The 7,228-nt window shown below is 31.0% G+C and carries 7 protein-coding genes; all 7 read right to left on the reverse strand.

The features are described from left to right. The coding region (locus LBD57_RS01420; protein ID WP_373469561.1) for a hypothetical protein at positions 1 to 263 on the reverse strand (263 nt) is incomplete at its 3' end. Between the two features lie 43 nt (positions 264 to 306). After that, positions 307 to 2,295, reverse strand: a complete 1,989-nt coding sequence (ligA, locus tag LBD57_RS01425) for an NAD-dependent DNA ligase LigA (RefSeq protein WP_373469562.1) — start codon at positions 2,293 to 2,295, stop codon at positions 307 to 309. 20 nt (positions 2,296 to 2,315) lie between these two features. Further along, positions 2,316 to 2,726, reverse strand: a complete 411-nt coding sequence (gene nusB / locus LBD57_RS01430) for a transcription antitermination factor NusB (protein ID WP_373469563.1) — start codon at positions 2,724 to 2,726, stop codon at positions 2,316 to 2,318. A gap of 178 nt (positions 2,727 to 2,904) precedes the next feature. Continuing rightward, the gene (locus LBD57_RS01435) at positions 2,905 to 3,837 is read right to left on the reverse strand and encodes an SPFH domain-containing protein (protein ID WP_373469564.1); all 933 of its coding nucleotides are present in this window, start codon (positions 3,835 to 3,837) and stop codon (positions 2,905 to 2,907) included. Positions 3,838 to 3,896: 59 nt separating this feature from the next. Next, positions 3,897 to 4,322 carry an NfeD family protein gene (locus tag LBD57_RS01440; protein WP_373469565.1) on the reverse strand — a complete coding sequence of 142 codons (426 nt, stop codon included), beginning with the start codon at positions 4,320 to 4,322 and terminating at the stop codon, positions 3,897 to 3,899. After that, positions 4,319 to 5,092, reverse strand: a complete 774-nt coding sequence (gene lepB / locus LBD57_RS01445; RefSeq protein ID WP_373469566.1) for a signal peptidase I — start codon at positions 5,090 to 5,092, stop codon at positions 4,319 to 4,321. Before lepB ends, LBD57_RS01440 begins: the two co-directional genes overlap by 4 nt. 14 nt (positions 5,093 to 5,106) lie before the next feature. Further along, positions 5,107 to 6,894 carry a translation elongation factor 4 gene (gene lepA / locus LBD57_RS01450; RefSeq protein WP_373469567.1) on the reverse strand — a complete coding sequence of 596 codons (1,788 nt, stop codon included), beginning with the start codon at positions 6,892 to 6,894 and terminating at the stop codon, positions 5,107 to 5,109. Positions 6,895 to 7,228: the final 334 nt, after the last annotated feature.

Below are 7,228 nucleotides of genomic sequence, written 5' to 3' on the forward strand. Positions count from 1 at the left end.
GCACATTTTATCCCTTTACCTTTGTAACCTTTATTATGATATTTTGTTACATTAACCAAATCTGTCATTTGGCTGCAAAAAACCACTGAACTAAAAAACACCGCAAAGGTTATACAAGAGCATACCCAAAATAAGCATTTATTATCTCTAATACCCCCCCCCCCCCCCATATTCGTAATACGCAGGGTATGACCGAAGGGCTTTAACAAACTAGCCCTGCAAATAGACACGCTAAGGACAAATGTTGAGCTTTTTACAAACACACTTATATTCCTCTTAATAAATTATTTATGATTTAACACCCTCTTACACTAACATCTTTTCAAATTCAGCCTCTTTTATAATCTTTATATTAAGTTCTTTTGCTTTTAATATTTTTGATCCTGCATTTTCTCCTGCAAATATAAAGTCTGTTTTTTTACTTACAGAGGACGAAATTTTGCCTCCTAAAGATTTTATAATTTTACTGGCCTCATCTCTTGTATAGTTTGTAAGTTCTCCTGTTAAAACAAAAGTCTTATTATAAAAAATAGAACCTGCCTTTTCCCTGGCAGGTTCTAACATATTTACACCAACCACCTTTAATGCATTTATGACCCGACAAACACTTGGATTCTTAAAAAAATCAGTTAATGATACTGCCAAAACTTCGCCAATTTCAGGGATTGTTTTAAAGTCTTCCAAACTGGCCTTAAATATAGAGTCGATAGTATTAAACTTTTCTGCAATAATTTCAGAAGTTTTCTGACCAACATGTCTTATACCTAACGCAAAAATAAGTTTACTTAACGGGCGAGACTTACTTAACATAATTGATTTTACGATATTATTAGCTTTCTTTTCTTTAAATAAACTAAGTCCTATAAAATCATCATAAGTTAAATGATAAATATCTGAAATTGCATGTATTTTCCCATTGTTAAGTAGCTGGTCTATTAAAGATGTGCCAAAACCTTCTATATCCATAGCATCTCTACTGACGAAATGTATCAAATGCCTTCTAAATTGAGCGGGACAATCTGGATTTATACACCTATAGGCTACTTCTTCTTCATTTTCTTTAACAATATCACTATCGCACGAAGGACATTTTTTAGGAGCTTTAAAAAACCCCTCACTATTTTTTCTTACAACTTTAACTATCTTTGGAATAACATCGCCAGCTCGTTCTACTAAGACAGTATCACCTTCATTTACGTTAAGACGCTCAATTTCTTCAAAATTGTGCAAAGTTGCATGCGATATAATAACTCCTGCTAAACCCACTGGCTCTAAAATTGCTGAAGGAGTAATTATCCCAGTGCGTCCAACTTGCACACGAACTTTATCTAACTTTGTAGTGGCTTGCTTTGCAGGAAATTTGAAAGCTATAGCCCAACGAGGACTTCTATTTGTATACCCTAGCTTTTTTTGACTTAAAAAGTCATCAACTTTTATTACAAGTCCATCAATTTCATAATTAAGTAATTCTCTTTTATTTAATATAAAATCTGTAAATTGAAAAATTTCATCTAAGGAGTTAGTTCTTTTCAAATCGTCTTGCAAATAAAAGCCGCATTTTTTACAAAACTTTAAAAATTCAGTTTGATTATCAAAACTTTTGCCCTCTATTTTCCCAAAAGAATGTGCAAAAAAACGCAAATTTCTTAAAGAGGTAATATAAGGATTTTTTTGCCTTAAAGAACCAGAAGCAGCATTTCTAGGATTAGCAAATTTTTGTTCGCCATTTTCTAGCATTAATTTATTTAAATTTTCAAAGTCTGTTTTATTAATATACACTTCACCTCTAACTTCAAATAAAGTAGGAGGAGCTTCTATTCCAAGTCTAATAGGAATATCTTTAATAGTTTTTATGTTTTCTGTTATATCCTCGCCAATCTGCCCATCTCCGCGTGTTGCTCCAATTCTTAAAAGTCCATCAACATAAATCAAACTAGCACTTAAACCATCTATTTTTGGTTCTATAACAAATTCTATTTTTTCGTTTGGAAGTTTTTTTACAATACGATCATACCATTTAGAAATTTCTTCTTTAGAATAAGTATTATCTAAAGAAAGCATTGGCACTTGATGCTCTACTTGAGAAAATGTAGACGAAGCAAAACCCGAAACTTTTTTTGTTGGAGAATTTTGTAAAACAAAGATGGGACTTTCATCCTCAAGATGTTTTAGCTCCTTTACAAGACTGTCATACTCACTATCTGAGATTTCAGGATTATTTTCATTATAATAAAGAGCATTATGGCGCTCTATTTCCTTTCTTAAGTAAGTAATACGTCTTAAAATATCTTCCATAATCAAATTAGAGAGACCTTTTAATTACCACTTCGTACAATTTTAATTTTATCAAGAATACCGTTGACAAATTTACTAGAATCTTTGGTGGAGTATTTTTTAGAAATTTCTACAGCTTCATCTATAATAACACTAATTGGAGCTTCAGGAGTTGCTAAAATTTCATAAGTGGCAAGTCTTATAATATTGCGATCTACTGTAGCCATTCTCCCTAAATCCCAATTTTTAACATATTGCTTTATTAAACAATCTATTTCTTCTCTTCTTTGACAAACACCTCTAAATAACTTTTCTGCAAAATCTCTATATACTCTAACTGTTGGCAAACTCTGGCTAAAAGAATCTAAAACAGTCTCAATGGGAATATTGCAAGTGTCAGCAATGTATAACATTTGTAAAGAACATTCTCTAGCTTCTCTTCTAGAACTCATAAAGCAGTAACCCTCACTATTGGTTTGTCTAAAAACCATATATTTTTGTTGATAGAGATTCTATAAAAAATAGAGCTGCCGTTCAATATATTTTTTTATTTTAAATCATAAAAATAAGGAAGTAAAAGAAAAAATAACATTCTTTTACTTCCTTATAAACACCTAAGTTAAATAAATACTACTTTTTTTCTTTAATATTAGAACCTTTAAAAAGTTCAGCTATGCCAGCAATTGAAGCTGTAACTCCTGAAGTTTCTAAAGGCAAAAATACTTTCGTAGCTTGTCCATCAGCTATATTCCCAAGGGCTTCAAGATACTTGATAGCAATAAGATCGTTAGTAGGTTTACCTTCGTGTATAGCATTATAAACGACTTCTATTTTATATTTTTCCGCTTCTGCAACTTTTCTTATAGCTTCAGCTTGACCTGTAGCTTCTAAAACTTGTTTCTCTTTTACAGCTTCTGCATCAAGTATAACTGCTTGTTTAGCTCCTTCTGCTTTTAAAATCGCTGCTTGCCTTAAACCTTCTGCTTCTAAAATATTTGCTCTTTTTTCTCTTTCAGCTTTCATTTGTTTTGACATAGCATCTGTAATATCTCTAGGAGGATCGATTTTTTGTATCTCAACTCTTGTAACTTTTACACCCCATTTATCTGTAGCCTCATCCATAACTTCTCTTAGCTGGGTGTTTATTTTTTCTCTTGATGTAAGAGTACTATCTAATTCCATATCTCCAATAACATTTCTTAAGTTTGTTTGAGCAAGCTTTAATGCAGCAAGAGCAAAGTTTTCAATATTGTAAACTACTTTTACAGGATCTGTAACTTGAAAATAAATAATAGCATCTACAACAACAGAAACATTGTCTTTTGTAATAACACTTTGAGGAGGCACATCTATTACACGCTCTCTCATATCCACTCTAAGCATTCTTTGAAATATAGGAACAATAACATTAAGACCAGAACTTTTCGTCCCTGTATATTTTCCTAAAGTTTCAACTAACCCTTTCTCATATTGTCTTACTATTTTTATTGAACTTGCTATAAAAATAAAAACAAAAGCAATTATACTTAAAACAAAAAATGTAAATCCACCATATATAATCATTTATCCCTCCCTTTTTTTGGTTCTGTCTAAAAATTTAAAAAGGATATACGTTAAGGTTTTTAGAGAGCCTCGACCATTAAAGACGTACCTTCTATACTTTTTATTTTTACAGTTTCCCCTGGCTTAATATTACCATCAGATTTTGCTCTCCAAATTTCACCATAAACTTTAACAAATCCGGCTTTTGTTGGAGTTATTTCTTCTATAACAATAGCATTTGCTTCAATTAAAGCATCTATATTAGATTTAGTAGTTTTTAATTTATGTACCATCTTTTTAAATATTGGCCTTATAATATATAGAGATAAAACAGATACTAGTAAAAAAACAATTATTTGAATCCACAATATGTCAACAAAATAATAAGCAGTAAAACCTGCAAAAATAGAACCTATAGCAATGCAAATAAAAAAGAAAACTGATGAAGTCAAAATTTCACAAATAATAAGTATAACAGCGAATATCAACCATGAAACTAAAGTCATATCAACCTCCATCTTTTAATAGGCCAATATAAAAATAGTGCTTTCCCCTTTACATTTTTATCAGGAAGTGGTCCCCAAAAACGAGAATCAAAAGAAAAATCTCTATTATCACCTAACATCATATAATGGCCTTCGGGTATAATCACAGGCCCAAAATTATCCCTAATAAAACCTGCTGGGACAATAGCAAGTTTACCATTTTGCCAAGATTTTTGATAGTCATCATTATTAGTAAACAAATCAAAAGCTTTTAAAACTCTAGTATCACCTAAAGTTACATAAGACTCATCAATTGCAACGTCGTTTACAAAAAGCTTTTTATCTTTTATCTCAACTTTATCTCCACCGACAGCAACACATCTTTTAATGTAATCTTTTTTTATTCCTTGTTCTCTCTCTAAAGCATTTAAAGCTTCTGGCGGACATTGAAAAACAACTATGTCTCCAGGTTTTACATTTTTCATAGCAAAATAACGTTTACCACTACTAGTAAAAGGAACTTTAAACCCATAAATGAACTTATTTACAAATAAATGGTCACCTTCTAAAAGAGTATTTCTCATACTACCAGAAGGAATTTGAAAAGCTTGTACAAAGAAAAACATTATAAAAGACGCCATTATTAAAGCTGACCAAGCTGTATCTACCCAAGAATAAACTTGTTTAAATATTTTTATTGCCTTATTAGTCTTGAAATACCTTTTTAACACCTGCATTATCATCGCTGCCACAAAAAGAGTACATCCTGCAAGAAACAACTTAAGTTCCATAATATAAAACCTCTTTATTCATCAATTTGTAACACAGCAACAAAAGCTTCTGCTGGTATTTCCACTTTACCAAATTGTCTCATTTTACGCTTGCCTTCTTTTTGTTTTTCAAGAAGTTTACGTTTTCTTGTTATGTCACCACCATAACATTTCGCAAGTACATCTTTACGCATTGCAGAAACAGTCTCTCTAGCAACTATTTTATTATTTACTTTAGCCTGTATAGGTACTTCAAACATATGTCTAGGGATAATACTTTTCAATTTTCCTGTTAAATAATGAGCTGTGCTTTGCGCTTTATCTTTATGGACTATAACTGTAAAAGCGTCAACAGCTTCAGAATTAATCATTATTTCTAATTTAACCAAATCTCCTTCTTGAGGATCTATATGCTCATAATCAAAAGATGCATATCCTTTAGAAGCTGATTTTAATACATCATAAAAACCAACTATAATTTCTGCTAAAGGCATGTAATATTTAAGTAAGACTATTTTTGTGTTTATATACTTCATTGAAACTTGTTTGCCTCTTCTTTTTTGACAAAGTTCCATCATAGCCCCTAAATAATCTATTGGACAAATTATTGTAGCTTCTACATAAGGTTCCCAAATTTCTTCAATATCAGCGTTATTTGGGAATTTTGAAGGATTGTCTACTGTAACAGATTTACCTTTTGTTTTTACTTTGTACACAACGTTTGGTGCTGTAATTAAAAGATTTAAACCAAATTCTCTTTCTAGTCTCTCTTTAACTATCTCTAAATGTAACGACCCTAAAAATCCACATCTAAAACCAAAACCTAAAGCAACTGAAGTTTCTGGAAAGTAAACTAAAGATGAATCTGAAAGTTTTAATTTTTCTAAAGCTATTTTTAAGTCATCATAGTCAGAGGTACTGTTTGGATAAAGACCAGCAAAGACAAAAGGATTAATTTCTTTATACCCTTCATGAGGATGATTAGTAGGACAAGAAATTTCAGTTATAGTATCGCCAATCTTTATGTCGTGTATATCTTTTATTCCAGCTACAACATAGCCTACTTCCCCAGAAGTAAGTTCGTCACACTCCACCATTTTTATCTTCATATATCCGACTTCAAGCACTTCATATTGTGCATTTGAAGCCATAAATTTTATCTTCATCTCTTTTTTAATCTTGCCATCAAAAACTCTTATTATAACTATAACACCTCTATAAGAGTCATAAAAGGAATCAAAAATTAGTGCTGATAAAGGCTCTGTGTTTAGGACTTTTGCCGCTGGAATATTAGCAATTACTGAATCAATAATTTCAGATATTCCTATACCTTCTTTTGCACTTGCAAGAATGGGTTCTGCATCAACATTTAAACCTTCTTTCATTTGTTCATAAGCACTATCTACATCAGAAGTAGGCAAATCTATTTTATTTATTACAGGAATAATTTTAAGATTAGCATTTTTTGCTAACATTGTATTTGCAAGTGTCTGTGCTTGTACACCTTGAGTAGCATCAATTACCAAAATCGCTCCTTCGCATGCCGCTAAAGCCCTTGAAACTTCATATGTAAAATCAACATGTCCGGGAGTATCAATTAAATTAAGAATGTATTGATCACCACTTTTATCTGTATAATTCATTCTTACAGCTTTAGCTTTTATGGTTATACCTCTTTCCCTTTCAAGGTCCATACCATCAAGAATTTGCTCCTTCATCTCTCGACGAGATATTGTACCCGTATATTCAAGTAATCTATCTGCAAGAGTGCTTTTCCCATGGTCTATATGCGCTATAATACAAAAATTTCTTATATTAGACATTTAAAACTTCCATTTTGTTTTTAGATGTAATTAACGATAATCAAAGAAGGTAATATTGACAAAAAGTCTTTGAAAACATTTTATTTGTTTATTTGTGTTAAAAACAAAAAGTACTAAAATTAGATTTTAGCTAATGTAGCATTTGTCATAAAAATTGCTAAAATTATATTTCATGTTTATACATTATTTATACATAAACTAATTAATATTAATATCTATACTAATATCCTTAATGTACATTTTGGGGAATATCTTTAGATATTCTCTCTTCTTTTCAAAATCTTTTATGTCTGATAAATATGCGTTTGTTACCATTTTATGTCTCTCTTTCATC

The sequence above is a fragment of the Candidatus Endomicrobiellum cubanum genome (genome assembly GCF_031278955.1).
GTDB lineage: Bacteria > Elusimicrobiota > Endomicrobiia > Endomicrobiales > Endomicrobiaceae > Endomicrobiellum > Endomicrobiellum cubanum.